Source organism: Streptomyces sp. NPDC052101, from assembly GCF_040680235.1.
GTDB lineage: Bacteria > Actinomycetota > Actinomycetes > Streptomycetales > Streptomycetaceae > Streptomyces.
In genome coordinates this window covers 801,073-826,043 of sequence record NZ_JBFAWH010000001.1, presented here as the reverse complement: position 1 = coordinate 826,043, position 24,971 = coordinate 801,073, and the positions used below count along the sequence as shown (strand labels likewise).

Genomic DNA, 24,971 nt, shown 5'->3' with positions numbered 1-24,971 from the left:
AACCATCGAATGGATGATTGGGGTTGGTCGGGATGAGAGAACCCGGCATGTCCGCGAAGGACCAGGACCGGACCACGCTGCTGTGCGTGCCGTTCGCGGGAGCAGGACCGTCGTTCTTCCACCCGTGGCGGGACCTGGCCGGCGACCGCTGGCGGGTGGCCTCGGTCGAACTGCCCGGCAGGGAACGGCGGATCCTGGAGACGCCGTACCGGAACGTGGTCGAGGCGGCCAAGAACTCGATCGACGACATCGTCGCGGACCTCGGCCCGGGGGCGCGGACCGTGCTGTTCGGGCACAGCCTGGGCGCGGTGCTCGCGTACGAGCTGGCGCATCTGCTGAGCACGCGTGATGTGCACGTCGAGCGGCTGGTCGTCAGCGGCTCGCCCGGGCCGTGGACACAGCGCGAGAGGCGGGCGACGGGACTCCCGGACGAGGAATTCCTCGCCAGGGTCGAGGAGTTCGCGGGATTCCGGCACGAAGCCCTTGACCACCCGGAGATGCGGGAACTGATTCTCCCCGTGCTGCAGGCCGACTGCGAGATGCACGAGAACTACGTCCCGAGCACCGACGAACTGGTGTCGGTGCCGATCTGCTCGCTGCGGGGCAGCTCCGACGGCCTGGTCACCGCGGAGGAGGCGCAGCAGTGGCGGGACGCGACCACGAGTGAATTCAGCTACGTCGAGTTCCCGGGCGATCACATGTACCTGGTCGATCTCGGCCGGGAGGTGCTGGACGTGATCGAGGCGCAGTCCGCAGACGGTCGTTAGCGCGTTGGAGGGCTGTCACCCGCGTTCTGCGTACCGCTCTGACCAGGGGCGATGCAAGGGAATGCGGTGTCAGCGGCCGTGTCAGCGGTGTGACAGGCGGGTGACAGGCCCGATGGGAACGGTGGACACATGAGAAGTTCAGCAATCGCAGTTTCAGGGCTGCGCAAGGCATACGGCGACAAGGTCGTGCTCGACGGCATCGACTTCGAAGTCGCCGCGGGAACCATTTTCTCCATGCTCGGCCCCAACGGGGCGGGCAAGACGACGACGGTGAACGTCCTGGCGACGTTGCTGAAACCCGACGCCGGGACGGTGCACGTCGCCGGGCACGACGTGGCGACCGCGACCAAGCAGGTGCGCTCGGCCATCGGCGTGACCGGTCAGTTCGCCGCGGTGGACGAGCTGCTGTCGGGCCGGGAGAACCTGCAGCTGATGGCGGCCCTGAAGCGCGTGCGCTCCGCTGACCAGGTGGTCACGCGGCTGCTGGAGCGGTTCGACCTGGCGGAGTCGGCGGACAAGAGGGCGTCGGCCTACTCCGGCGGTATGCGCCGCAAGCTGGACCTGGCGATGACCCTGGTCGGCAACCCGCAGATCATCTTCCTGGACGAGCCGACGACGGGTCTGGACCCGCGCAGCCGGCGCACGATGTGGGGGATCGTCCGCGAGTTGGTGGCCGACGGCACCACCATCTTCCTCACCACCCAGTACCTGGAGGAAGCCGACCAGCTCGCCGACCGGATCGTGGTGCTCGACCAGGGCCGCCTGGTCGCCCAGGGCACTCCCGAGGAGCTCAAGCGCCAGGTGCCCGGTACCCACGTCCGGCTCCGGTTCTCCGACCTCGACGAACTCGACGCGGCGGCACGGATCCTGGCCGGGGCCACCAGGGACGACCAGGAGCTGACCCTGCGGGTGCCCAGCGACGGTCAGTCGAGGACGTTGCGGGCCCTGCTGGACCGGCTCGACCAACACATGATCAATGCCCAGGAGTTCTCCGTGCACACGCCGGACCTGGACGATGTCTTCCTCGCCCTGACCGGGCGTACGAGCGCAGAGGTGGTCGCACAGTGAGCAGCGTCTCGACGGCGTTTGCCGACTCGGCGATCATGTTGCGCCGCAACCTGAAGCACACCTTCCGGAACCCGCTCGTGCTGTTCAACGCGGTCCTGTTCCCGATTGTGATCATGGTGATGTTCGTCAAGGTGTTCGGTGGCGCCTTCAGCGTCGGCGAACACTACGTCGACTACGCGACGCCGGGCATGCTCGTGATGGCCGTCAGCTACGGGCTGGGGTCCACGGCGACGGCCGTGAACGACGACATGAGCAAGGGCATCATCAACCGGTTCAAGACCATGGACGTCTCCCGCGGCGCCGTGCTGACCGGGCAGGTCTTCGTCACCACGGTGCGCTGCCTGCTGGCCAACGCGGCCATCATCGGGGTGGCCTTCGCGATGGGCTTCGACCCGGGCGCGAGCGCCCTCGACTGGCTCGGCGTGCTCGGTCTCGTCGTACTGCTCACCGTCGCGGCCAGCTGGCTCACCGTCGCCCTGGGACTTGCCTCGAAGACCGCGGAGTCGGCGGGCCTGGCCACCGTGCCGCTGATCATGCTGCCCTTCCTGAGCAGCGCGTTCGTGCCCGCCGACACGATGGGCGCCGGCGTGCGGCAGTTCGCCGAGTACCAGCCCTTCACCCCGATCATCGAGACGCTGCGCGGGCTGCTGTCGGGCCACCACGCGTCGACCGGGCACACGGTCGCGGCCCTCGCCTGGTGCGCCGGGTTCGCGATCGTCGGGTACCTGTGGGCGATCTCCACGTTCAAGAAGCGAGCGTGACCTCGACCAGCTGAGACCAGCTGGTCCGCGTCCCCTCCCGAGCCGCCTCGGCGAACCGCGCGTCGCCGAGGCGGCGCCGTGCGGTCTGCTCGATCCGGGCCACGTCCGGATGGGAGCGGTCCTGCAGCCCGCGTACGCCCGCGCTCGCCGCGAGCAGCCGCGCGGCCTGCTCGTGCTCGTCGCGGCGCAGCGCCAGGTCCGCGACCCCGACGATCACCTGCGCGATCAGCGGTGCGTGGCCCGCCTCGGACGCCGCCTCGCACGCCGCCGCGCGGTACGCCCGGGCCTCGTCGAGGTCGTCGACGAGATAGCCGAGCAGGTCGTGCGTCACCGCGCGGATGCTCGCCTGCTCCGCCTCGTCGCCCAATATGGCCGTCGCGACACCGAGTTGCTTGAGCGCCTCCTCGGCATCGCCGCCCCACCGGGCCAGTTCCGCCTTCGACAGGGCCAGCTCGGCCAGCGCATCCGGCCAGGCCACCCGCTCCGCGTACCGTTGCGCCTCGGCGATGGCGGCCGCGCTGGCGTCCTCGTCGCCCAGCAGCCAGTACAGCTGCGCCTGCCGCGACCGCATCCGGATGACGTCCTCGGTGGCACCGACCTCGGTGACGACCGCGATCGCCTGCTCGTAGTGCTCGCACGCGCCGGCGAACTCGCCGCGCACGGCTATCCGGTCCGCCAGCTCCGTCAGGGCGAACGAGATCCCGAACCGCTCACCGAGAGCCCGGAATTCGGCGAGCGCTCTCTCCAGGTACGCGTCCGCGTCCCGCCCGTCCTGGCCGAGCATGATCCGCATCTTGCCCAGGTGCAGCCGGGCCAGCGCACGCGCCCAGGGGTCCTCGTCGTCCAGCAGCGGTTCGAACGCGGGCAGGAACGCGTCCGGCGCCTGCAGCATGCGTTCCAGCGGGGCGACGAACCCCAGCAGAGGGTGGCTGCGCCGGCTGCGCTGGCTGAACTGGTAGGCCTTGTGGATCCACTCCGCGGCCTGGTGCTCGTCACCCCGGCCGGAGTTCACGAACATCGTGACCAGGGCGTACACCGTGGCCCGGACCTCGTCGGTCACCTCGCCGGGCGTTCTGGTGGCCGCGGTGAGCAGCTCCATGCCCTCGGTCTTGTGCCCGCTGAGCCACCAGTACCAGCCGGCGCCCGCCGCGAGCCGCATCGCGCCCTGCGCCGCGCCCGCCGCCAGCGCGCCGCGCATCGCCGCGCCGATGTTGTCGTGCTCGGCCTCGAGCGTGGCCAGCCAGTCCAGCTGCTCGGCGCGGCGCAGGTGCGGCTCCGCGGTCTCGGCCAGCTCGGTGAAGTAGGCCAGGTGCGCGTTGCGCGCCCGGTCCGTTTCTCCCGCTTCCGCTAGCCGGTGCCGGGCGTACTCCTTGATCGTGCCGATCATGCGGTAGCGCGGGGCGCCGTCGCCCTCGGCGAGCAGCAGCGACTTCTCGGCCAGCGCGGTGAGCAGTTCGAGCACCTGCTCCTGCTCGACCGCGTCGCCCGTGCAGACCCGTTCGGCCGCCTCCAGGCTCGCCCCGCCGGAGAACACCGAGAGCCTGCGCAGGACCATCCGCTCGGCCTGGGCGAGCAGCTCCCAGCTCCAGTCGACCGCCGCGCGCAGCGTCTTGTGCCGCGGCAGCGCGGTCCGGCTGCCGCTGGTCAGTAGGCGGAACCGGTCGTCGAGCCGGTTGGCGAGCTGCTCGATGGACATGGTGCGCAACCGGGCCGCGGCCAGTTCGATCGCCAGCGGCATCCCGTCCAGCGCCCGGCAGATACGCGCCATCGTCGCCAGCGTGTGGGCGTCGACCCCGAGATCCCGGCGCACCTTCCCGGCCCGGTCCCGCAGCAGCTGGACGGCGGGCGAGGACTCGATCTCGCCGGGGCTCGCGTCCGCCTCCGGCAGGCTCAGCGGCTCGACCAGCCACAGCGCCTCCCCGGTGATGCCGAGCGGTTCCCGGCTCGTCGCCAGGATCCGCAGCCGCCGGCACTCCCCGAGCACCCGGTGGGCGAACACCGCCGCGGACTCGATCACGTGCTCGCAGTTGTCCAGGATCAGCAGCGCGTCCCGCTCGCGGATCGCGGCGATGAGCCGGTCCGTCAGCTCCGCGTTCGGGGCCCCGCCGAGCAGGGCGTCCCGCAGGCCGAGCCCGGCGAGCGTCGACTGCGCCACGTCGGCCAGGTCGCCGTTCGCGCGGATGGCGGCGAGTTCCACCAGCCAGGCCCCGTCCGGCAGATCGCCGAGCAGCATGCGCGCGGTCTCCGTGGCCAGCCTGGACTTCCCCGCGCCGGCCGGCCCGATCACGGTGGTCAGCCGGTGCTCGGCGATGAGCCCGCGGACCGCGGCGACATCGGCGCCCCGGCCGACCAGGGTGGTCAGCTCGGCGCGCAGGTTGGTCCTGCGGCTCTCCTCCCGCCGCCCCAGCTCGCCCCGCAGCAGCGCGACATGCAGCGCGGCCAGCTCCGGCGAGGGGTCGACGCCCAGCGCGTCGGCCAGGGCCTCCCGCGCGCGCTCGTACACCAGCAGCGCCTCGCTGTCGCGGCCGGCCGCCGCGAGGGAGCGCATCAGCGCGGCGACGAGCCGTTCCCGCATCGGGTGCGCGGCCACCAGGTCGGTCAGCTCCGTGACCATCTCGGCGCCGCGCCCGAGGGCCACCTCGGCCTCGACCCGCTCCTCGGTGGCGGTCAGGCGCAGTCCGTCGAGCCGTACGACCGCGGCGTCGAACGCGGCGCTGTCCTCCAGGCCGACGTCCTGCATGGCCGCACCGCGCCACAGCTCCAGGGCCTCGCGCAGCAGCTGCGCCCGCCGGGAGGAGTTCTCGGCGCGGGCCTGGCCCGCGACGACGAGGCGTTCGAACCGCACGGCGTCCACGGCGTCGGGCTCCACCGCCAGGCGGTAGCCGTCCGTCTGCCCCTCGATCACGCCGTCCGGCAGTGCCTTGCGCAGCCGGGAGGCCAGGCGCTGCAGGGCGTTCGTCGCATCGGCGGGCGGGTGCTCGCCCCAGATCCAGTCGACGAGCGACGCCTTCGGGACCGCGTGCCCGGGTCTGAGCGCGAGGGCGATCAGCAGTCCGCGCAGTCGTGCGCCCGGTACGTCGACCAAGCCGCCGTCGTCCGCGCGAACCTCGAATGGACCCAGTATCCCGATGTGCACCTGCTGATTTTGCCATGGTCATTCGACAGGCATGCACGTGCCGAGGTGCCGCGGGAAATTGGCGGGATATCGATGGTGAACTGGTGTGGGAGAAGGCTGGAACCCGGCGCCGGAAAAGCAACAAGTCCGGGAAAGTGTGCGAATTGGACGCCGCTGAAAGGTTTGTGCGTCATGCCCGGAGTTCGAGCGTGCAGCACTTGACGCTTCCCCCCGCCTTCAACAGCTCGGTGAGATCGGCGCCGATGGGGTGGTATCCGCGCTCGCGGAGCTGCGCCGCGAGGCCGGTGGCCGCCCGGGGCAGGACGACGTTGCGGCCGTCCGACACCGCGTTGAGGCCGAACGCGGTGGCATCGGCCTCCGAGGCGAGGATCGCGTCCGGGTACCGCTCGGCCAGCTCGCCCCGGCTCTGCGGGGAGAACGCCCCCGGGTAGTACATGACCTCCTCGTCGCCGAGCACCGCCAGTGCCGTGTCGAGGTGGTAGAACCGCGGATCGACGAGGGTCAGGCCGAGCACGGGACGGCCGAAGAACTCGCGCACCTCGTCATGGGCCCGCGGGTCGGAGCGGAATCCGGTGCCGGCCAGGATCTCCTTGCCCGTGCAGGCGAAGTCGCCCTCGCACTCGTTGACGTACTCCGCCTGCCGGACCGCGGACCAGTCGCCGCGGCCGAACCACTCCAGATAGGCCGCGGACTCCTCCTGGCGCTGGGCGTGCCGGAAGCGCGCGACGAGCACCTTGCCGTCCACGACGAGGGCGCCGTTGGCGGCGAAGACCATGTCGGGAAGTCCCGGTACGGGCTCGATCAGCTGTATGTCATGGCCCAGCTCGACGAAGGTGTCGAACAGCCCCTTCCACTGGGCCAGTCCGGTCTCCGCCGAGGTGGGGCTGTCCGGATCCATCCACGGATTGATCGAGTAGGTGACGTCGAAGTATGTGGGGCGGCACATCACGTACTGTCGGGGCGACGCCTTTCGCTGTTCCTGCGCCGTCGTCTCCGGCTGTATGTGCGACACCTTGACTCCCTTGTGCTGAGGAAATGCCGAGAATTCCGGAATCCATTCCGGAGCGGTCCAGGATGAGCATGGAATAACGCGGCGACACCGGAGTCAACGTGCCCAGGGGTGTCCGCGGCAGTGGCCGCCCGCCACGCTCGACAACACCGCCGAGCAGATCCCGGACGAGTACGGGACCACGGCAACGGCACGGCCATAGACGCAGGTCGGCGACGTCCGGCCTGTCCTGTCGGCGGGACAGCCGGTGCCCGGCGGGGGGTCCGCACTGCCGTCCCTTGCACTGGGTTTCCCCGGCCAATTACCGTGGCGTCGCGAGAATGCTTCAACAGCCGCTCACCGCGGCGTTCTTCGAGCGGCAGCCCGCCTACGGCTGACAGACCTCACAAATATGCTGCCTGCGAGTGGGGTCACCATGCCGGTTCGCTGCGTGAGCGGACAAAGAATCACGACACATTCGTTTCGGTCCGGAATGGGGCCGGCACCGGCGTGGGCAGGCGCGCACTCCCGTTCGGCGGAGGAAAGAGAGGCTGGCAATGGAAAAGATGTCGGAGGGACAGGCCGCGCCGTCGAGTCTGCCGACGACCCTCGTGCAGGAGATGTCGGCACTGTGGGAAGAGCATCTCGACGGTCGCGAAGTCGGGGCGGACGACGACTTCTTCGAGCTGGGCGGCAATTCGCTCATCGGGATCAAAATCATCGACCGGGTGTCCCAGGACTACGGCGTCCAGCTGTCGGTACGCGACTTCTACCTGGCGCAGACCCCGACCCGGGTCGCCGAGCTGGTCGAGCAGGGGAGGGCACGGACGTGAGGTTGACGCCGGGTGACGGGCGCGACGTCGACCTCGACCGCGTCGACCTGTTCGACCTGGACCTCTACACGTCGGGCGATCCGCACCCGGTCTGGGACGTGATGCGGGCGAAGGCGCCTCTGCACCACCAAGTCCTGCCGGACGGCCGCGAGTTCTGGTCGGTCACCCGCTACGACGACGTCTGCCGCGTGCTCGGCGACCACCGGGAGTTCACCTCGGAGCGCGGCACCGTGGTCACCCACCTCGGCGTGGACGACCCCGCGGCCGGCGTGCTGATGACGTCCACCGACCCGCCGCGGCACACCGAGGTGCGCCGCCCGCTCGGCTCCAAGCTCACCGCGCGTGCGGTGAAGTCCTGGGAGGACCGGATCCGCGGCACGATCGTGCGCTTCCTGGAACCGGCGCTCGACGGTGGGACCTTCGACCTGGCCGAGCGGGCGCTGCTCCTCCCGGCGATGGTCACGGGCCCGCTGCTCGGCATCCCGGAGAAGGACTGGGAAGAACTCGTCCAGCTGACCGCGATGGTGACGGCCCCCTCGGACCCGCACTTCAAGACGGGCAGCGAGGCCGCGACCCTGGCCATCTCCCACCATGAGCTGGTCACCTATGTCAAGGAGTGGGTGAAGCGCCGGCGGGCCACCGGCGACGAGGACGAGAGCCTGCTCCACCACCTCATGAGCGTCCGCCCGGCAGGCGAGCCGCTGACCGACGAGGAGATCGCCCTCGACGGCTACAGCATTCTCCTGGGCGCCAACGTGACGACGCCGCACACCGTCTCGGGCACGGTGCACGCGCTCATCGAGCGGCCCGAGCAGTTCCGAAAGGCGCAGGCCGACCCGTCGCTGATCCCGAACCTGGTCGAGGAAGGGCTGCGCTGGACTTCGGCCGCCTGTAACTTCATGCGGTACGCGGTGAGCGACGTCGAGATCGCCGGGGGCACGATCCCGGCCGGCGGGGCGGCCGTCGCATGGATCGGGTCGGCCAACCGGGACGAGTCCCAGTTCACCGATCCGCACACCTTCGACATCACGCGCAGCGGCGCGAACCGACAGGTCGCCTTCGGGTTCGGCGCGCACTACTGCATCGGGGCCCCGCTGGCCCGGATGACCCTGCGCATCTTCTTCGAGGAACTGCTCCAGCGGTTCGAATCGCTCGAACTCGACGGCGAGCCGCAGCATCTGCGGTCGTACTTCATCGCCGGGATGACCCACCTCCCCATCGTCGCCAAGAAACGAATGACGCCATGACATCCGGCTCCACCACCGCCACGTCGCCGTGGTTCGTCCGGCCGCCGTCCACCGACCACGCCGCCCGGGTCTTCTGCTTCCCCTACTCCGGGTCCGGGGCTTCGGCCTTCAGCGCCTGGCCGGCCGCGATCGACGACGTCGAGGTCTGCCCGCTGCAGTTCCCCGGCCGCGAGAACCGGCTGGCCGAACCCCACTACGGCACCTACGAGAACCTCGCCGCCGGCCTGGTCGACCCCCTGGTGCCCTGGCTCGACCGGCCGTTCGCGTTCTTCGGGCACTGCGCGGGCGCGCTGCCGGCGTTCGAGACCGTGGTCCGGCTCGCCGAACTGGGCCTGCCCGGGCCGGAGTTCCTCTTCGTGTCGGGCCAGGCCGCACCGCACGACGCCGCGAGCGACCGTATGCTCACCATGAGCGAGGCCGAACTCCGCGCCGAGCTGGAGTCCGTCATCCGCAGCCGGGGGATCGAGCCGCGGCCGGACATGATCGAACTGGGCATGGTCGTGCTGCTCCGCGACCTCGCCGCCGCGCGTGAGTACCGCCGCGCGGAGCCGGTCAAGGTGCGCTGCCCCATCGTCGTACTGCACTGGCGGGACGACCCCGATGTCAGCCTCGACCAGCTGGAGGAGTGGCGTCAGTACGCGGATTCGGTCGAGATCCAGGTTGTCGACGGCGGCCACCACGACTTCATGAACGCGCCGGACGAACTGCTGAAGCTGCTGTCCTCCTGGCGGTGAGAGCAGCGCAGTCCGACAGAGCCGTACGCCGAGGAAACCGGAAGGAATTCGTATGAGTGGCGCAGCCACCGATATTGCCGTGATCGGGATGTCGTGCCGCTTTCCCGGCGTGCACAACCTGGGCGACTTCTGGCGCTTGCTGCTCGACGGGAAGTCGACCGTCGGAACGTTTCCCGAGCAGCGGGCCGTCGACCCGAAGCACCCGTCCCACCCCGACGCCGCCACCGTGAACGCGGGGTCGTTCTTCGACTCCATCGACGGGTTCGACGCGGAGTTCTTCGGTATGGGTGCGGCGGAGGCGGCCGCCATGGACCCCGTGCAGCGGCTGGGGCTGGAGTTGGCCTGGGAGGCCGTCGAGGACGCCCGCGTCCCGGCGGCAGCGCTCGCGGGCCGCGAGATCGATGTCGTGGTCGGCGCCGCGCCCTCCGGGTATGAGCTGCTGCGCAGGCAGTCCGGCAGCGACGAGGACGACCACTACGCCGCGCTCGGCTCCAGCGCCGCGCTGATCGCGAACCGGATCTCGAACCTGTTCGACGTCCGCGGCATGAGCCTGTGCGCGGACTCGGGCCAGTCCTCCTCCCTCGTGTCGGTGGCGCTGGCGTGCGACCGGATCCGCAGCGGCGCGGTCGACATGGCGCTCGCGGGCGGCGTGCACCTGATCGTCGACCCGGAAGCGGGCCTCGGCCTGGCGAACCTGGGTGCCCTGTCGCCCGACGGCCGCTGCTTCACCTTCGACGAACGCGCCAGCGGTTTCGTCCGGGGAGAGGGCGGGGGATTCGCCCTGCTGAAGCGGCTCGACCTCGCCGTCGCCGACGGTGATCACATCTACGCGGTGGTCCGTGGCTGGAGCGTCGGCAGCGGTGGCGCGTCCTCCCGGATGCCGGATCCCAGCCCCGGTGCGCAGGCGGCAACCGTGCTGTCCGCTCTCGATCGCGCGGCCGTCGCGTTCGACGGCGTCGACTACGTCGAGGCCCACGGCACCGGTACCCGACTCGGCGACCCGGCTGAGATATCCGGCCTGCGCGAGGTGTTCCGGGAGACCGGCCGAAGCCGTCCCCTGGTCATCGGCTCGGCCAAGACGAATGTCGGGCACCTGGAGCCGGCCGCGGGAATCGTCGGCTTCGTGAAGGCGGCCCTGTGCGTGGACCGTGCCCAGCTGGTGCCGAGCCTGAACTTCCGCGCCCCGAACCCCGGCATCCCCGACTTCCAGCAGGACTTCGACGTCCCGCAGGCCGTGCGGCCCTGGCCGGGCGAGCCCGGCCGGCCGCGGCGGGCCGGGGTGTCGGCGTTCGGCCTGGGCGGCACCAACGCGCATGTGATCCTGGAGCAGGCCCCCGACGGACAGCCGGAACTCCGCGCCACAGGTAAAGACGTGGACCCTGCGGGCGCTTTCGGGGTGGTGCCGTGGGTGCTGTCGGCGCGGAGCGAGCCGGCACTGCGGGAGCAGGCGGCGCGGCTGCGGGACCTCGTGGCCGCGGACGCGTCGCTGTCGGCGGCCGACGTGGGGCACTCGCTGATGTCGACCCGGTCGTCGTTCGAGCACCGTGCGGTGGTGCTGAGCGGTGGCCGCGAGGAGGCGCTGGCCGGTCTCGACCTGGTGGCGGCGGGCGGTGATTCCGCGCGGGCGGTTCGCGGGACGGCCGGCGGGTCGGCGGGCCCGGTCGTCTTCGTCTTCCCCGGCCAGGGCTCGCAGTGGCTGGGCATGGGCCGGCAGTTGTACGCCGAGTCGGAGGTGTTCGCGCGCGCGATCGACGAGTGCGCGCAGGCTCTGGCGCCCTGGCTGGACTGGTCTTTGGTGGACCTGGTGACCGGCGCGGAGTCGGCGCCGTCCCTGGAGCGCGGGGACGCGGTGGTCCAGCCGGCGCTGTTCGCGATGATGGTGTCCCTGGCGCGGGTGTGGCGGTCGCTCGGAGTGGTCCCCGACGCGGTGGTGGGGCACTCGCAGGGAGAGATCGCCGCGGCCTGTGTGTCGGGTGCGCTCTCCCTCAAGGACGCGGCGCGGATTGTCGCCCTGCGCAGCCAGGCACTGACCGAACTGGCCGCCCTGGGCGGCATGAACGCGGTGTTCGCGACCCCCGCGTGGGTCGAGGAGCGGTTGGGGAAGTGGTCCGGGCGGCTCTCCGTGGCCGCGGTCAACGGGCCGGCTTCCGTGGTGATCTCCGGGGACCTGGAGGCACTGGACGAGTTCGCCGCGACGGCGGCCGAGGACGGTGTCCGGGTGCGCCGGGTCAGAATCGAGTACGCGTCCCACTCCCACCAGGTGGAACGCATCCGTGACCGGGTACTTGAGGCCGCCGCGGGTGTGTCGCCGAGGGACACACCGGTGGAGTTCCACTCCACGGTGACCGGGGGACTGCTCGACCCCCGCCGGCTCGACAGCTCGTACTGGTACGACAACCTGCGCTCGAAGGTGCGGTTCGGCGAGGTCGTCGCCTACCTGATGCGTGACCGCGGTGGTGTGTTCGTGGAGGTCAGTCCGCATCCGGTGCTCGCGGTGGCGATGGCGGAGACAGCCGACGCGCTGACGGCCTCGCCGGTCGTGGTGGGCACCCTGCACAAGGACGACGGCAGCGCGGGCAAGGTCCTGGCGTCGCTGGCCGAGCTGCATGTGCGCGGGGTACCGGTGGACTGGGCGGCGGTGTTCGCCACGGACCGGCCCCGCCGGATCGGCCTGCCGACCTACGCGTTCCAGCGGCAGCGGTACTGGCTGACAGCACCCGACGGCACCGGCACCACGCACGCGGACTCCCCCGGGCAGGCCGGCGGACGGGGCCCCGGCACCAGGGCGGCGGAGCTGGGTTCGGAACTGGCGGTCCGCAATCTCGTGTGCGCCGAGACGGCGGCGGTGCTGAGCGCGAAGGACACGGAGCTGACGGGCGCCGATCTCGCCGCGCGGTCGACCGAGACCTTCAAGGATCTGGGGTTCGACTCCTCGATGGCGGTGCGCCTCCGCAACCGGCTCACCGCGGCGGCCGGAGTACGGCTCCCGGCCACCGTCGCGTTCACCTACCCCACTCCGCACACGCTCGGTCGCCACCTCTTCTCCCTCCTTGAGCCGGAGGCACCCGATGCCCCGGAGACGGTGGAGGAAACAGGCCTGGAAAGTCGCAGTGATGATGATCTGTACGAATTGATCGACCGCGGATACGTGTAGCCACACCCGTTCTTCTGAGCAACCTTTGGGGGAGGCCCTGGTGGAGGATGTCGACAAGCTCCGGTCCTACCTGCGACGCGCCGTCGGCGACGCGCAGACGCTCCGCGAGCGAGTACGCGAGCTGGAGCAGTCCGCTCGCGAGCCGATCGCGGTCGTGGGTGCGGGGTGTCGCTTCCCGGGTGGAGTGACGTCCCCCGAAGGGCTGTGGGACGTCGTGTCCGACGGTGTGGACGCGATGGGGGACTTCCCGCGGGACCGTGGGTGGGACCTGGATGGGCTGTACGACCCGGATCCCGAGGCACAGGGGAAGACGTACACGCGCTCGGGCGGATTCCTGCCCGACGCCGCCGAGTTCGACGCGGCGTTCTTCGGGATCAGCCCGCGAGAGGCGCTGGCGATGGATCCCCAGCAGCGGCTGATGCTGGAGACGTCGTGGGAGGCGCTGGAACGGGCGGGTATCGACCCGGCCGCCTTGCGCGGTTCGGCGACCGCGGTGTTCACCGGGATCTACGGCGTCGACTACGGCCCGCGGCTCGGCGGCGGGGCGGCCGGCGAGGTGGAGGGCTTCGCGATCGCGGGGACGTACACCAGTGTGGCCTCGGGCCGGGTGGCGTACGTGCTGGGCCTGGAGGGCCCGGCGGTGTCCACCGACACCGCCTGCTCCTCGTCGCTGGTCGCGGTGCACCAGGCCGTGCGGTCCCTGCGTTCCGGGGAGTGCACGCTGGCGTTGGCCGGCGGGGTGTCGGTGATGCCGACCCCGGGGATGTTCGTGGAGGTCGCCCGCCAGCGGGGCCTGTCGGCCGACGGACGGTGCAAGTCGTTCGCGGAGGCGGCCGACGGCACCGGCTGGGGCGAGGGCGCCGGCGTGCTGGTGCTGGAGCGGTTGTCGGACGCGCTGCGCCACGGGCGTCGGGTCCTGGCGGTGATCCGGGGCTCGGCGATCAACCAGGACGGGGCGTCCAACGGGCTGACCGCGCCGAGCGAACTGGCGCAGCAGCGGGTCATCCGGGCAGCCCTGGCCGATGCCGGGCTGTCGTCCGGCGAGGTGGACGCGGTGGAGGCGCACGGGACCGGCACCAAGCTGGGTGACCCCATCGAGGCGGAGGCGCTGCTGGCCACCTACGGGCAGGACCGGGATCCCGGCAGCCCGCTGTGGCTGGGCTCGCTGAAGTCGAACATCGGGCACACGCAGGCGGCCGCGGGCGTCGGCGGCATCATCAAGATGATCATGGCGATGCGCCACGGGGTGCTGCCCAGGACGCTGCACGTGGACCGTCCGACCCCGCATGTCGACTGGTCGTCCGGGGCGGTTGAGCTGCTCACCGAGGCCAGGGAGTGGCCCAGCACACCGGGGCGGCCCCGGCGCGCGGGCGTGTCGTCCTTCGGAGTCAGCGGCACGAACGCTCACCTCATCCTTGAGCAGGCACCCGGGACCGAGACCCACGAGCAGGCACCGGAGGCCTCCGGCCAGGCACCCGAGGCGGAGGCGGCCCCGGCTCGCCCGGCCGTGGACTCCGCCACCGGCCTGGTCTCCGCCGATGCCGCCGGGACGGTGCCGTTGGTGCTGTCGGCGCGGTCCGCGCAGGCGTTGCGGGAGCAGGCGCTGCGGCTGCGGGACCACGTGGCCGCGGACACGGACCTGCCCGTCGCGGGCGTGGGGCATGCGCTGGTGGCGACCCGATCGCTGTTCGACCACCGCCAGGTGGTGATCGGCGCGGACCGGGACGAGCTGCTCGTCGGCCTGACCGCCGTCGCCGAGGGGACCAGGCCGCCCGCCGGTGTGGTCTCCGGCGTCGCGAAGCCGGTCGGCAGGACGGTGTTCGTGTTCCCGGGCCAGGGGTGTCAGTGGGTCGGCATGGGGCGGGAGTTGTGGGACACGAGCCCGGTCTTCGCCGAGCAGATGCGCGCGTGCGCGCAGGCCCTGGAGCCGTGGGCGGACTGGTCGCTCATCGACACCGTGACCGGGGGACCGGAGGCGGCTGACCTGGACCGGGTCGACGTCGTCCAGCCCGTGCTGTTCGCGGTGATGGTGTCGCTGGCACAGGTGTGGCGCTCGCTGGGCGTGACACCGGACGCGGTGATCGGCCACTCCCAGGGTGAGATCGCCGCGGCCTGCGCCGCGGGCGCCCTGACCCTGCAGGACGCGACCAAGATCGTGGCCCTGCGGTCCCGGCTGCTGGCCACGGCCACCCAGGACGGCGGCATGGCCGGGATCGTGGCGACCGAGCAGCGGGTGCGGGAGCTGCTGGAGCGGACGGGGAACCGGGCCGCGATCGCCGCGGTCAACGGACCGTACTCGACGACGGTCTCGGGTGAGGCCTCGGCGGTCAGGGAGCTGGTCGCGACCTGTGAGGCCGAGGGCATTCGCGCGCGCTGGATCCCGGCGAGCGTCCCCGGGCACTCACCCGTGATGGACCAGTTCGAGGACAGGCTCCGCGACGAGCTGGGCCGGATCACGCCCCAGCCCACGCCGGTGGCGTTCTACTCGACGGTGACCGGCGGGCTGATCGACACCGTGGAGCTGGACGCGGCCTACTGGTTCCGCAACATGCGGGAACCGGTCCAGTTCGAAGCCACCATGAAGAGCCTCCTCGACCAGGACCACGGCGCGTTCATCGAGGTCAGCCCGCACCCGCTGCTCACGGTCAACATCCAGGGGATGCTCGACACCACCCCCGGCGCCGCCCGGGTCGTGGTGGGTTCGCTGCGCCGCGGCAACGGCGGTCTCGCCCGGTTGTACCGGTCGGCGGCCGAGGCCTTCGTGGCGGGCGTCGCGGTGTCGTGGGAGCCGGCGTTCCCGGGCCGGGACGGCCGGTGGGTCGAGCTGCCCACGTACGCCTTCCAGCGGCAGCGCTACTGGATGAGCACACCCCGCGAGACCACCTCCGAGAGCACCTCGGACCACCCGCTGCTCGACGCCGTGATCGATCTGCCCGACGACGCGGAGCGCGGCGGAGTGGTGGGCAGCGGACGCCTGTCGCTGGAGCGTCACCCGTGGCTCGCCGACCATGTCGTCCACGGCGCCGTCCTCGTGCCGGGAACCGTGCTGGTGGAGATGGCGGCGTGGGCGGCGCGCAAGGCGGGCTGCGACGTCGTCGACGAACTCACGCTGGAGACACCGCTGGTGCTGTCCCGTACGGCCGATCGCGAGATCCGCGTGGTGGTCGACGGCAAGCGGGTGATCAGCGTGCACTCACGGGGTGAGGGCGAACCCGAGTGGACGCGCAACGCCATCGGGGTCGTCGGTTCCGGCACCGCGGCGGCCCGCCGTGCGGACGACCTCGTCGCATGGCCTCCCGCGGGCGCGGTCGGCGTGCCCTTCGAGGACGAGTACGCCCGGTTGTCCGACCTCGGGTTCAGCCACGGGCCCCTGTTCCGCGGCCTGAAGGAGGTGTGGCGGCGCGACGACACCCTGTTCGCGGAGGTGGAGCTGCCCGCGCACGACGGCGCGGACCAGGGCCGGTTCCGGATCCACCCGGCGCTGCTGCACGCCGCGCTGCTCCCGACCGGCCTCGGGCGGATCGCCGACGGCTCCGAAGGCTTGCTGCCGCACCGCTGGACGGGGATCCGCCTGGACTCGGCCGAGCCGAACCTGCTGCGCGTCCGGCTCACGCCCACCGGGGAGAACACGCTGTCCGTGGCCATCGCGGACCGGAGCGGAGCACCCGTCGGCGGCGTCGAGTCGCTGACCCTGCGGCCCGTGGACGTCGGCAAGCTGACCGAGCTGAGCTTCGACCACCAGGACTCGCTGTTCCAGGTGGACTGGGTTCCCTTCCCGATCCCGTCCGGCACAGCCGCCGGCCGGTACGCGGTGCTCGGCGCGGACGGCGCGGTCACCGCATCCCTGGGACGGGGCGGACCGGTCTTCGCCGGCCTAGAGGAACTCGCCGCCTCCGGTGAGGCGATACCCCCGGTCGTGATCGCCGCCGTCGAACGGGCGGACGTGGGCGCGGGCGCCGGCGACACGCCCGCGGCCGTCGAGCGGAACCTCCACCGTGTGCTGCGGTGGACGCAGGGCTGGCTCTCCGACGACCGGTTCTCCGACTCCCGCCTGGTCATCGTGACGCGGCAGGCGATCCACGACGACCAGGTCCCCCACACCGACCCCGCGACGGCCGCGGTCTGGGGACTCGTACGCACCGCGCAGACCGAGAACCCGGACCGGCTCACGCTCGTGGACACCGACGACCAGCCCGCTTCGTGGGCGGGCATCCCGGCGGCGGCCGCGACCGGAGAACCCCAGCTCAAGATCCGGGCCGGCCTCGTGACCACCCCCCGACTGGCCCACGCCTCCGGCGCGTCCGCCGGTCGCGGATCCCTCGGTGAGGCGGCGGACGGCCCCGGTCTCGGGTCCGGGACGGTGCTGATCACAGGCGGTACCAGCGGCCTCGGGGCGATGCTGGCCCGGCACCTCGTGCAGCGGCACGGCGTGCGCCGGCTGTTGCTGACCAGCAGGCGAGGTCCGGCGGCCCCGGCGGCGGCCGGGCTGCGCGAGGAGCTGACCGCGGCGGGCGCGCGGGTCGAGGTCGTGGCGTGCGATGTCACGAACCGCGACTCCGTCGCCGAACTGATCGCCGCGGTACCGGACGAGTACCCGCTGACCGGGGTGATCCACTGCGCGGCCGCGCTGGACGACGGCGTCGTCGAGGCGCTGACCGAGGACCGCGTGGACGCGGTGCTGGCGCCGAAGGCGCACGGCGCCTGGCACCTGCACGAACTGACCCGACACCTGGACCTGTCCGCGTTCGTGCTGTTCTCCTCGATCGCGAGCGTGCTCGGTACGGCGGGCCAGGCCAACTACGCGGCGGCCAACGCGTTCCTCAACGGCCTGGCGGAGGCCCGCCGCGCCGAGGGGCTGGCGGCCAGCTCCTTGTGCTGGGGTTACTGGGCCGAACGCAGTGAACTGGGCGCCGGCCTCGGTGCGGCGGACATCGTGCGCCTGCAACGCCAGGGCGTGCAGCCGATGGCGTCGCACGAGGGGCTCGCGCTCTTCGACGCGGCGATCTCGCGGGACGAGCCGGTGCTGGTGCCGGCGCGGCTGAACCTCTCGGCGCTGGGCGCGTCGCAGGCCGGCCAGGCGGGTTCACCGCTGCTGCGCGATCTGGTCGGGGCGCCCGCGGGCCAAGGCGGCCCGGCGAGCCGGGAGGCCACCGAGGCCGACATCGCGGAACAGGTCAGGTCGCTGTCGCCGGCCGACGCGGAGATGGTGCTGCTCGATGCCGTACGGGCGCAGACCGCGGTCGTCCTCGGCATCGCCGACACCGGGCGGGTCGGTCCCGTCGTGGCGTTCAAGGATCTCGGGATCGACTCGCTGATGGCGCTGGAGCTGCGGAACAAGCTGGCGGCGGTGACCGGCCTGAAGCTGCCCGCCACGCTCGCGTTCGACTACCCGAACCCGAGCAGCCTCGCGCAGTTCCTGAGCGCGAGCATCACCCCCGACTCCGCAGGCGCCCCGGAATCTCCGGCCGACCGCCTGACCAAGGAGATCGAGGGACTGGGCGCTCGGCTGGAGGACGCGTTCCTCACACTCGCGGACGAGGACAAGGCCACCATCTCCACGCTGCTCGGCGAACTGCAGGGCCGCGTGCGTTCGATGGCGGGAGATGGATCACCGGCCGGCATCGTCGACCGGATCAGTTCGGCATCAGCTGGAGAGCTTCTCTCCCTGCTGGACAAAGAGCTCGGCTAGGGGAGAACGATGACAAACGACAACAACGCCGATGTTCTCGACTACCTCAAGCGGACATCGATCGAGCTGATCGAGACACGTCGGCGCCTGAACGAGCTGACGGAGGCCGCGGCCGAGCCCATCGCGGTCGTGGGTGTCGCCTGCCGTTACCCCGGCGGGGCGGCGTCCCCGGAGGCGCTGTGGGACCTGGTGCAGGAAGGCCGGGACGCGGTGTCGGACTTCCCGGACGACCGCAACTGGAACCTGGAGACCCTGTTCGACCCGGACCCGGACCGGCCCAACTCCTGCACCACGCGCTCGGGCGGGTTCCTGTACGACGCGGGTGACTTCGACGCCGAGTTCTTCGGGATCAGCCCGCGCGAGGCGCTGGCCGCCGACCCGCAGCAGCGGTTGCTGCTGGAGTCCTCGTGGGAGTCCCTGGAACGGGCCGGTATCGACCCCCATACGCTGCGCGGCAGCGACACCGGTGTCTTCGCCGGCCTGGCGTACTTCGGGTACGGCAACCACTTCTTCACCCCCGAGGCCATCTCGGGCTACGGACAGACCGGCGCCCTGCTGAGCATGGCGTCCGGGCGTGTGGCGTACGCACTGGGCCTGGAGGGCCCGGCGGTGTCGACCGACACCGCGTGCTCGTCGTCGCTGGTGGCGGTGCACCAGGCGGTGCAGTCGCTGCGGCAGGGCGAGTGCGCGCTGGCTCTGGCCGGGGGCGTCACCGTCCTGGGGACGACGCAGGTGTTCCGGGAGATGTCGCGGAACCGGGGCCTGGCGGAGGACGGCCGGTGCAAGGCGTTCGCCGACGCGGCGGACGGCACCGGCTTCTCCGAAGGCGTCGGCGTCCTGGTCCTGGAGCGGCTGTCGGACGCGCGGCGCAACGGGCGCCGGATCTGGGCGGTGATCCGCGGCACGGCGATCAACCAGGACGGCGCGTCCAACGGGTTGACCGCGCCGAACGGCCCGGCGCAGCAGCGGGTGATCCGCGCGGCGCTGGCGAACGCGCGGGTGCAGGCGACCGACGTGGATGTGGTGGAGGCCCACGGAACGGGTACGACGCTGGGCGATCCGATCGAGGCGCAGGCGCTGCTGGCCACCTACGGGCAGGACCGGGATCCCGGCAGCCCGCTGTGGCTCGGGTCGTTGAAGTCGAACATCGGGCACACGCAGGCGGCCGCGGGCGTCGGCGGCATGATCAAGATGATCATGGCGATGCGGCACGGGCTGCTGCCCAGGACGCTGCACGTGGACCGCCCGTCGACGCATGTGGACTGGTCGTCCGGGGCGGTGGAGCTGCTCACCGAGGACCGGCAGTGGCCGAGCACACCGGGGCGGCCCCGGCGGGCCGGCGTGTCCGCCTTCGGCGCCAGCGGCACCAACGCGCACGTGATCCTGGAGGAGGCGCCCGAGGAGGAGACGACGCCCGACACGGCCGCTCAGGCGCCCGGCGCCGCCGGCGGGCTGGTGCCGTGGGTCGTCTCGGCGCGCTCGGAGGGGGCGCTGCGGGCCCAGGCGGAGAAGCTGCGCGCATTCGCCGCCGCCGATGCGGACCTGGACGTCGTGGACGTCGCGTCGTCGCTGGTGTCCAGCCGGGCGCGGTTCGAGCACCGTGCGGTGGTGCTGGGCCGCGGCCGGGACGAACTGCTGGGCGGCCTGGCGGCGTTGGGCGACGGCGCCGAGTCCGCCGCCGTGGTGCGCGGTGTCGCCGGCGGCCTCGGTGGCACGGTCTTCATGTTCCCGGGGCAGGGATCGCAGTGGGTCGGCGTGGCACGGCAGCTGTACGACGCCTTCCCCGTCTTCGCGCAGAGCCTCGACGAGGTCTGCGAGCGCTTCGACACCCATCTGCCCTACGTCCTGAAGCCCCTGCTCCTCGCCGGTGAACTCGCACCGGACCAGGCCCAGCGGACCGACATCGCGCAGCCGGCGCTGTTCGCCCTGCAGGTCGCCCTGTACCGGCTCATCGCGCGGTACTGCGGGCAGCCGAACCACCTGATCGGCCACTCGGTCGGCGAGATCGCCGCCGCGCATGTGTCCGGCGCCCTCGACCTGGACGGCGCGACCAGGCTCGTGGCCGCCCGCGGGCGGGTCATGCAGACGGTCACCGAGCAGGGCGCCATGCTGGCGGTGCGCGCCTCGGAGGACGCGGTGAACGCGCTGCTCGGCTCGTCCGACCGCATCGGCGTCGCCGCCGTCAACGGCCCGGAATCGGTGGTGGTCTCGGGCAACCGCGACGAGGTCCACGCACTGCGGGACCGGCTCGTCGCCGATGGCACGTCGGCGAAGCTGCTCGACGTCGACCACGCGTTCCACTCCCCGCTCATGGACCCGATCCTGGACGAGTTCGCGGGATCGGTCGACGAGCTGCCCGCGGGCCGCCTCTCGATCCCGGTCATCTCGACCAGGCTGGGCCGCGAGGCCACCATCGAGGAGCTGACGTCGGTCACCCACTGGGTGAACCACGTCCGCGAACCCGTTCGCTTCTTCGCCGCGGTGGAGTGCGCCCGTGCGGCCGGTGCGAGCGTGTTCCTCGAAACGGGGCCGGGGTCGGCCCTCGCGAGCATCACCAAAGAGGCATTCGCCAGTGTGGGCGTGGACGACGCGGTGGTCCTGTCGTCGTCGCGGCGGGGCCGCGGGGCGGTGGAGACGCTGGTCGGCTCGCTGGCCCAGTTCCATGTCCGGGGCGGGGCCGTGGACTGGAGCGCCCTGTTCGGGGCGCGCCGGTCGGTGGACCTCCCCACGTACGCGTTCCAGCGGCACCGGTACTGGCTGGACCTCCTGGCCGGGATGGGCAGGGCGGACGTGGCCTCGGCCGGGCTGTCGACCCCGGAGCACCCGCTGCTGGGCGCCGTGGTGGACCACCCCGGTACCGACGAGGTGGTCTTCACCGACCTGTGGTCCCTGCGGACCCACGACTGGCTGGCCGACCACGCCGTGTTCGGCGCGGTCGTCGTACCGGCGACCGCCTACATGGACCTGGCGCTGTCGGTGGGCGACTTCGTCGGATGCGCGGCGATCGAGGAACTCTCCCTGGAAGTTCCCCTGATCCTTCCCGACTCGGGCGATGTGCAGGTGCGGATCGTCGTCGGCGCGGCGGACGAGACGGGACACCGCTCCCTGGACGTGTACTCGCGTCCCGGCGGCGACGACCGTACGACCGGCGGCTGGACCCGGCACGCGACGGGAAGCCTGGCACCGAGCACGGCGCGGACGGCCGGCTGGCCCGAGGACGCGCAGTCGCTCGCCGTGTGGCCGCCGGCCGGGGCGGGGCAGCTCGACTTCGGCGGTCTCTACGACGACTTCGCGGACGCGGGCTTCGACTACGGGCCGGCCTTCCGCGGGCTGCGAGAGGTGTGGCAGCGCGGTGACGACCTCTTCGCCACGGCCACGCTGCCGATGGGCGAGGACGGCTCGGCCGGTGCCGGGTTCGCCCTGCACCCGGCGCTGATGGACTCCGTGCTGCACGCGGTGGTGGTCGCCGGTGTCCTCGAGGTCACAGGCGACCAGGGCTGGATGCCCTTCTCCTGGTCCGGGGTGGACCTGGCCGGGCAGTCCGGATCGACCGTGCGGATCAAGGTCTCCCGGGCCGGCGACGCCGCCGTGTCGGTGGCCGTCGCCGACGAGCACGGCCGCAAGATCGCTCACATCGGGGCGCTGACGTTCCGGCCGGCGAGCCCCGAGCAGCTGCGCGCGGCGCGCGGCGGACACGGCCACCCGCTGTACGAACTGGCATGGCGGCCGGTCCAGCACAGCGAGCGGGAAACCCACCGCGGGCGGTGGGGCGTTCTCGGCGCGAAGGACGGCCAGGCCTCGCGCCTTGCCGAGACGGGTGACGACAGCGTCGAGTTCTACGCGTCGCTCGACGACGTCCTCGCAGGGGAGGCACCCCGGCACCTCGTCCTCTGCCTGGACGATCTCGTGGACGACGGCCCCGATCTGCTCGCCGCGGTCGCCGGCGCGGACACCCAGGTGCTGGGCCTGGTCCAGCGGTTCCTCGCCGAGGAGCCGCTCGCCGGATCCACGCTGGTGGTCCTCACCCGCCTGGCCCTCGCCACCGGTGGCGAGGAGAGCGTCGAAAGCCTCCCCGGCGCGTCCGTATGGGGCCTGATCCGGTCCGCCCAGACCGAGCACCCCGGCAGGTTCCGGCTCGTGGACGTCGACGACGAGGAGGCGTCCTGGGCGAACCTCCCGGGCGCGCCCGCCCTCGGCGAGGACCAACTGGCCCTGCGGGGCGGCGCGTACCTCGTGCCCCGTATGACGGCGACCTCACCCGCGCACCACCAGATCGAGCCCCCGGCGGCAGGCGCCCACCGGCTGGGCATCCCGAGCAAGGGGACGCTGGAGAACCTGATGTGGGTCCCCTGCCCCGAGGTGGAGGCGCCCCTGACGAGCGGCCAGGTACGCATCGCCGTACACGCCGCGGGACTCAACTTCCGGGACGTCACCATCGCCCTGGGACTGGTGGACAGGACGGCCATCGACGCCGGGATCGGCAGCGAGGGCGCCGGAACCGTGCTGGAGGTGGCGGACGACGTCACCGGCCTCGCACCGGGTGACCGGGTGATGGGCATCTTCACCGGCGCCTTCGGCCGGGTGGCCGTGGCGGACCACCGCCTGCTCATGCCCGTCCCCGAGGGATGGACCTACACCGAGGCGGCGTCCGTGCCGGGCGCCTTCCTCACCGCGTACTACGCCCTCTTCCGGGTGGCGAACCTCGACAAGGGCCAGCGGATCCTCATCCACGCCGCGGCAGGCGGTGTGGGCATGGCCGCCGTCCAGCTGGCGAAACACGCCGGTGCCGAGATCTACGGAACCGCGAGCCCCGCCAAGTGGCCCACCCTGCGCGCTCTGGGTCTGGACGACGCGCACCTGGCGTCGTCGCGCGACCTGGACTTCGCGGACACCCTCCTGGAGTCCACGGACGGCCGCGGTGTGGACCTCGTCCTGAACTCCCTCGCGCACAAGTTCGTCGACGCCTCACTGCGGCTGCTCCCTGAGGGCGGCAGCTTCGTCGAGATGGGGAAGACGGACATCCGCGATCCCCAGCAGGTGGCGGCCGACCACCCCGGAGTCGACTACCAGGCCTTCGACCTCTACGAGGCGGGCCCGGACGTCATCCACGAGATGTTCCGCGCCGTCATGGAGCTGTTCGCCGACGGGCGGGTGCACCTGAACCCGGTCGCCGTCTGGAACATCCGCGACGCGCGCAAGGCGTTCCGCGAGATGAGCCAGGGCCGCCACGTCGGGAAGATCATTTTCGATATGGGCAGCGGCTTCGGCGGCGGCACCGTACTGGTCACCGGCGGCACCGGGGGAGTGGGCTCCCTGGTGGCACGGCACCTCGTCGCCGAGCACGGCGTGCGCAGCCTGGTGCTGGCGAGCCGTCGGGGCCCGGCCGCCGACGGGGCCCCCGAGCTGGTCTCGGACCTGGAAGGGGCGGGCGCGGCCGTGAAGGTCGTGGCATGCGACGTCGCGGACCGGGCCGCCGTGGCGGACCTGCTCGCGGACATGCCCCCCGCGCACCCGCTGACGGCGGTCGTGCACGCGGCGGGCGTGCTGGCGGACGGCACCGTCGAGTCGCTGACCGCGGAGAGCCTCGACCGCGTGCTGGGCGCCAAAGCCGGCGGCGCCGTCCACCTGCACGAGCTGACCCGGGATCAGAACCTCTCGGCGTTCGTCCTGTTCTCCGCGCTGGCGGGCACGCTCGGCACCGGAGGACAGGCGAACTACGCCGCGGCGAACGGTTTCCTGGACGGCCTGGCGGCACAGCGCAGGGCATCCGGCCTGGTCGGTACCTCGCTGTGCTGGGGCTGGTGGGAGGAGAGCAGCGGCATGACCGCGGAGCTGGACCAGGTCGACCTCTCGCGGGTCCGGCGGCTCGGCCTCACCGCGATGCCGACACCCGAGGCACTGGCCCTGTTCGACTCGGCGTGCGCGCTCAACGACCCGGTCATGATCCCGGCCCGGGTGGACGTCGCCGCGCTGCGGAACAAGACCGGCGACGAACTGCCGCTCCTGCTGCGCGACCTCGTCGACGCCGGTCGTCCGCTCCGCAGCAGGCCGGGCACGACCCGGGACGCCGGCCCGCTCGGCCTGCCCGCCAGGCTGGTCACGCTGTCCGAGGGCGAGGCGGAGGCGGCCGTACAGGACTGGGTCCGTGACCAGGTCGCCATCGTGCTCGGACACCCGTCCAGTGCGGCCATCGACGCCGACCAGGCCTTCACCCACCTCGGGTTCGACTCGCTGACCTCGGTGGAACTGTGCAACCGGCTGGCGTCCTCGACCGGACTGCGCCTGCCGTCCACGCTCGTCTTCAGCTACCCGACACCACGCCAGCTGAGCGAGCACCTCTTCGGCCTGCTGCGTCCGGAGCCGGCGACCCGCACCGGCCCGGACGAGGACGCGGAGATCAGGGAAGCGCTGCGGAACGTCTCGATCGACAGGCTGCGCAGCGCGGGCATCTTGGAGCTGGTTCTGGAGTGCGCCGACCCGTCCGGTGCGGACGGCGGCGGTCAGGTGCCGGACGCGGACACCGGCGCGGACGAACTGGCGGCCCTGGACCTGGACGCACTGGTCGACCTGGCTCTGGACGAGAGGGGTAACTGA

11 protein-coding genes are annotated in these 24,971 nt (G+C 71.9%); 9 read left to right on the top strand and 2 right to left on the bottom strand.

From position 1 onward, the window contains the following. The first annotated feature begins 47 nt into the window (after positions 1-47). From AB0L75_RS03505 to AB0L75_RS03495, 3 genes are all read left to right on the top strand, one after another. The gene (locus AB0L75_RS03505) at positions 48-767 is read left to right on the top strand and encodes an alpha/beta fold hydrolase (protein ID WP_365174714.1); all 720 of its coding nucleotides are present in this window, start codon (positions 48-50) and stop codon (positions 765-767) included. 129 nt (positions 768-896) lie between these two features. Continuing rightward, a complete protein-coding gene (locus tag AB0L75_RS03500) occupies positions 897-1,835 on the top strand; it encodes an ATP-binding cassette domain-containing protein (protein ID WP_365174712.1) in 939 nt (312 codons plus the stop codon). Next, positions 1,832-2,596 carry an ABC transporter permease gene (locus AB0L75_RS03495; RefSeq protein WP_365174709.1) on the top strand — a complete coding sequence of 255 codons (765 nt, stop codon included), beginning with the start codon at positions 1,832-1,834 and terminating at the stop codon, positions 2,594-2,596. Before AB0L75_RS03500 ends, AB0L75_RS03495 begins: the two co-directional genes overlap by 4 nt. On the opposite strand, the gene AB0L75_RS03490 is transcribed toward AB0L75_RS03495, so the two are convergent. Together AB0L75_RS03490 and ddaH are read right to left on the bottom strand one after the other, a co-directional pair. Further along, positions 2,580-5,732 carry a BTAD domain-containing putative transcriptional regulator gene (locus AB0L75_RS03490; RefSeq protein ID WP_365174707.1) on the bottom strand — a complete coding sequence of 1,051 codons (3,153 nt, stop codon included), beginning with the start codon at positions 5,730-5,732 and terminating at the stop codon, positions 2,580-2,582. The genes AB0L75_RS03495 and AB0L75_RS03490 overlap by 17 nt on opposite strands. 169 nt (positions 5,733-5,901) lie before the next feature. Continuing rightward, the gene (gene ddaH, locus AB0L75_RS03485) at positions 5,902-6,744 is read right to left on the bottom strand and encodes a dimethylargininase (RefSeq protein WP_365174705.1); all 843 of its coding nucleotides are present in this window, start codon (positions 6,742-6,744) and stop codon (positions 5,902-5,904) included. 533 nt (positions 6,745-7,277) lie between these two features. On the opposite strand from ddaH, the gene AB0L75_RS03480 reads away from it, so the two are divergent. The 6 genes from AB0L75_RS03480 to AB0L75_RS03455 are packed head-to-tail and all read left to right on the top strand — an operon-like array spanning position 7,278 to position 24,971. Further along, positions 7,278-7,553 (top strand): phosphopantetheine-binding protein, encoded by a 276-nt coding sequence (locus AB0L75_RS03480; RefSeq protein WP_365174703.1) that lies wholly within the window; start codon positions 7,278-7,280, stop codon positions 7,551-7,553. After that, positions 7,550-8,800: a cytochrome P450 gene (locus tag AB0L75_RS03475; RefSeq protein ID WP_365174700.1), complete on the top strand. Its 1,251-nt coding sequence runs from the start codon at positions 7,550-7,552 to the stop codon at positions 8,798-8,800. Before AB0L75_RS03480 ends, AB0L75_RS03475 begins: the two co-directional genes overlap by 4 nt. Continuing rightward, positions 8,797-9,534: an alpha/beta fold hydrolase gene (locus AB0L75_RS03470; protein ID WP_365174696.1), complete on the top strand. Its 738-nt coding sequence runs from the start codon at positions 8,797-8,799 to the stop codon at positions 9,532-9,534. The genes AB0L75_RS03475 and AB0L75_RS03470 overlap by 4 nt, the downstream gene beginning before the upstream one ends. Positions 9,535-9,586: 52 nt before the next feature. After that, entirely contained in the window at positions 9,587-12,688 is a 3,102-nt protein-coding gene (locus AB0L75_RS03465) for an acyltransferase domain-containing protein (protein ID WP_365174694.1), read from the top strand. A gap of 40 nt (positions 12,689-12,728) precedes the next feature. Further along, the gene (locus AB0L75_RS03460; RefSeq protein WP_365174692.1) at positions 12,729-18,377 is read left to right on the top strand and encodes an SDR family NAD(P)-dependent oxidoreductase; all 5,649 of its coding nucleotides are present in this window, start codon (positions 12,729-12,731) and stop codon (positions 18,375-18,377) included. 9 nt (positions 18,378-18,386) lie between these two features. Next, positions 18,387-24,971, top strand: a complete 6,585-nt coding sequence (locus AB0L75_RS03455; protein WP_365174689.1) for a type I polyketide synthase — start codon at positions 18,387-18,389, stop codon at positions 24,969-24,971.

Coding starts and splice junctions, on each gene's coding strand:
- AB0L75_RS03505 (WP_365174714.1), top strand. CDS start 48: ATGTCCGCGAAGGACCAGGACCGGACCACGCTGCTGTGCGTGCCGTTC.
- AB0L75_RS03500 (WP_365174712.1), top strand. CDS start 897: ATGAGAAGTTCAGCAATCGCAGTTTCAGGGCTGCGCAAGGCATACGGC.
- AB0L75_RS03480 (WP_365174703.1), top strand. CDS start 7,278: ATGGAAAAGATGTCGGAGGGACAGGCCGCGCCGTCGAGTCTGCCGACG.
- AB0L75_RS03470 (WP_365174696.1), top strand. CDS start 8,797: ATGACATCCGGCTCCACCACCGCCACGTCGCCGTGGTTCGTCCGGCCG.
- AB0L75_RS03465 (WP_365174694.1), top strand. CDS start 9,587: ATGAGTGGCGCAGCCACCGATATTGCCGTGATCGGGATGTCGTGCCGC.
- AB0L75_RS03455 (WP_365174689.1), top strand. CDS start 18,387: ATGACAAACGACAACAACGCCGATGTTCTCGACTACCTCAAGCGGACA.